This window comes from Labrenzia sp. OB1 (assembly GCF_001624695.1).
In the GTDB taxonomy this organism is placed as follows: Bacteria; Pseudomonadota; Alphaproteobacteria; order Rhizobiales; family Stappiaceae; genus Roseibium.
Genome location: NZ_JSEP01000064.1, coordinates 1 through 3,093, shown reverse-complemented (window position 1 = coordinate 3,093; position 3,093 = coordinate 1). Strand labels below are relative to the sequence as shown.

General features: G+C 46.0%; 3 protein-coding genes and 2 pseudogenes. 3 read left to right on the top strand and 2 right to left on the bottom strand.

All coding sequences use genetic code 11. The features are described 5' to 3' along the window. Together OA90_RS28390 and OA90_RS29395 are read left to right on the top strand one after the other, a co-directional pair. Positions 1 to 246: DDE-type integrase/transposase/recombinase (locus OA90_RS28390; protein ID WP_156510726.1), on the top strand; the 246-nt coding region annotated here is incomplete at its 5' end. 54 nt (positions 247 to 300) lie between these two features. Then, positions 301 to 471 (top strand): annotated as a pseudogene (locus OA90_RS29395) (IS256 family transposase); the annotation flags it as partial. Positions 472 to 502: 31 nt separating this feature from the next. Here the strand turns inward: OA90_RS29395 and OA90_RS29390 are convergent. Together OA90_RS29390 and OA90_RS27470 are read right to left on the bottom strand one after the other, a co-directional pair. Beyond that, positions 503 to 652, bottom strand: a pseudogene (locus OA90_RS29390) (transposase); the annotation flags it as partial. A 77-nt stretch (positions 653 to 729) separates the two neighbouring features. Then, on the bottom strand, positions 730 to 2,496 hold the full coding sequence (locus OA90_RS27470; RefSeq protein ID WP_156510725.1) for a hypothetical protein: 1,767 nt from the start codon (positions 2,494 to 2,496) through the stop codon (positions 730 to 732). 369 nt (positions 2,497 to 2,865) lie between these two features. Here OA90_RS27470 and OA90_RS27460 point away from each other — a divergent pair. Then, on the top strand, positions 2,866 to 3,093 hold a 228-nt coding region (locus OA90_RS27460), incomplete at its 3' end, for a transposase (RefSeq protein ID WP_068420205.1).

The following is a 3,093-nucleotide window of genomic DNA, read 5'->3' as shown; positions in this document are numbered from 1 at the left end:
GATCATCGAGCCCACAAGGGCCTGAATAACAGAATTGAAAACGCACACCGCCAGACCAGGAAGCGAGAGAAGATCATGGGGCGGTTCAAATCGCCCCGCCAAGCACAGCGTTTCCTGTCAGCCCACGATCAGATAAACACCATCTTTCGTCCCCGCCGATACAAACTCTCAGCCCGCTCCTGGCGACACGCCAGGGCAGATGCCTTCTGCCTGTGGTCCGACTACACAGCAGAAATGACCGCTTGAAAAAGCAGGGGCCGCGCTGCCTTGCATCCAATGACAAACAACTTGGCAATACCGATCCGGCGACGCACGCGGGTCGTCTGGGCGTTCCCGGACGGCCAGTCATGCCTGAACCTGGCCGCGGCCAGGCTCAGGCATATCGCCGCGGGCAAGTGGTCCAGCCGAAAATACATGAACATGGCACCGCTCTACGCGGACCAGTACCAAACCCACGGAGCCGTCGCCTGAAAACAAAAGTGCGAAAGATCTTTGACACTACCCGCCAGGGGCAGCCAACGCGCTGCACGTGCAGCATACCATTCAGATAACGGCGGTTATCCTGAGCTGGACGGGACTTTCGGCCTCGCTCCGAAGGAAGCAATGCTTCAATCAATTCCCATTCTGCGTCCGTCAAATCGCCACGTGCCAAGACTGCCTCCTAAAAGACAGTCTTGAATCACAGCTCAGCTGATTTGGGAATCCACTTTGTCAACAGAACCTAGCCGGTTATTGCAATTGCAAAACACTTGGATCGTGATCTTCTTTATTGCTGTTCAACATCTGCTCCGCCAATTTTAGCGCCGTGTTTGCAGCCAGCGTATCAACCTCATGTTCAACATCATCCTTATTGTAAGGCGCTAAATACTGACCAAAAAACGATGCCCGCTCACCACGTGGTTGATAAAGTGTGGGTTCTGCTACGCCCAGTTTCGCCAAACGATGTGCTTCATTAGCTGAAATATTCTTTGTCGTTATCTCATCAATACGCTTGTTGACATAAGTGTCCTGGTAGATAGAACGGGGCTCCACAGGTGCTGTTAACTTCGCTCCCTCTATCACGGAAGACAAGTCAATGATCCGGTGCTCGAGCATATCTAGCGGAAGCTCGGAAATCCTGTGCTCTTCATCCTTTTTATCAATATTCATAAGCTCCAGGAGCATGCCATTGTAATTTGCACATGTATTGGCGGCGCAATGGCTGCCGAGCGTTGGGAAAAGCCCAGTTTGATAAATAGCGTCGAGTAATGCCTTGTGTTTTAGCAGTTCGTGATGTTGTTCGGCGCTAATGGGAAATACAGCCGCGAATGATATTTTATTTGGTGTAAAGTTCTTCATTTTTTCGGCGCGGTCATCAACATTTTCTATTCTACTCTTTAGGTATTCACGCTTCTCAGCGGACTCTTCTTGAGGTGCTCTTTGTAATTCGTCCAATTCATGATTTAGTTTTTCTAGTTTTTCCAATTCTTCAGAATACTTAGCTCCTTGCTGATACAGCGCCACAGACCTTACAAAACTGTGTTTGTGATCATTTGATGCGATAAGCACGTTAGGAGCCCCGAAGCTGGAATTCGGTTCTTCTGGTGCAAACAATTTCTCAAACGGAGATTCTGGAGACCGGGGCTTGTAAGGAACTTGAACATTAAGTTCGCCAAAACCGTATTTTTCAACTCCCATGATGGCATCAATATATGTGTTGGACTCAAAGAAGGTTCCGACAATAGTATCTTCGGTGAACACATTTAGTTCGAAGTGTTTCGAATTTTGCGTTCCGGTATCATGGCCAAAGGGTGGCAAACCCTCACGGTTATAGGAAACAATCCTTATTGTCGCCTTGTCAGGTTTCTTTACATCACCCATTATTTGTTGCGCTTTGTTATAGCTCAGCGGACCTCCCGCAATGATAGCTTCATTAACATCTCTGAAATTCGATGCCGGTTGAAATCCGATTCGTAGGTCTTGGCCCCGCTTTTCAGGATTTTTGATGAGAATATCGTGATTGATCTTTCTGAATTTCTGCACCAATTCTTTGTTTGTATGGATAGCGGAAATCATGCCGAGCGTTGCAGCTCCCTGAACACCTTTATTAGGGCATGTAAGAATTTTAGCTTTGGTCGCTATGTCATCTGTATTGTTCACTTCTTTTTCAATTTCAGAAAAATTACGACCCGGGTGAATTATTTCACCCATAGTTTTACTATCTAGAGTAACATGTTTTCTCTTTTTATCTTCCGCTTGCTTCATCATTGTTTCTGCGTGCTCACGATCGATGCTACGCTTCCTGGTTTCAGGTAATTCTCTCCATGTTCTTTCAGCAGCCTCCTTTTTTCCGACACTCAAATAGAACAGGTGTAATGTTTTTGTTCTCGGCCCATTATTATTGAATCTCCTAGGCGCATTTTTTTCGTTACTTTCGCATTTTTCTTCTTCACGATCATTTTGACCGCCAATTTTGACAGCATTTGCTGTATATTTTGAACTAGAACTAATAGACAATAACCCATCTCCTCAGCTACGGTGTCAAGTGTAATCATTGTGCGAATTCGCCCGTTAACGATAGAAATTCGTGCCAATATTTCGCACAATGACAATAATTAGTTACAACAACGATCCAGACTGTATCATTTGGGATAGTTGGTCATAGAAAATTAGAAATTTTTACATATCACAATATTAATTGTCTTTGATCAGCCATTCGTTGTGGAGATTTTTTCCAGGTTTAACGTAAATTTTCTATGGTAGATTTTTCGTTGCTTTGCGACAAAGCGAACGTCAAAAAAGTATAATGTCTTCTGGTAATCATCCCCGAAAACCACTGGGTTGAAAATTGGACTTCTCCGGCCTTTGATGCGCTTGGAGAACGACATGAAGAAATCAAGATTTACGGAAAGCCAGATCCTGGCGATTTTGAAGCAGGGTGAGAGCGGTGTGCCGGTTGCCGATCTTTGCCGGGAACACGGGATCAGCAACGCGACGTACTACAATTGGCGCTCGAAATACGGCGGCATGGATGCGTCGTTGATGGCGGAAATGAAGGCCATGGCTGATGAGAACCGGCGCCTGAAAAAGATGTATGCCGAAATGGCGATGCAG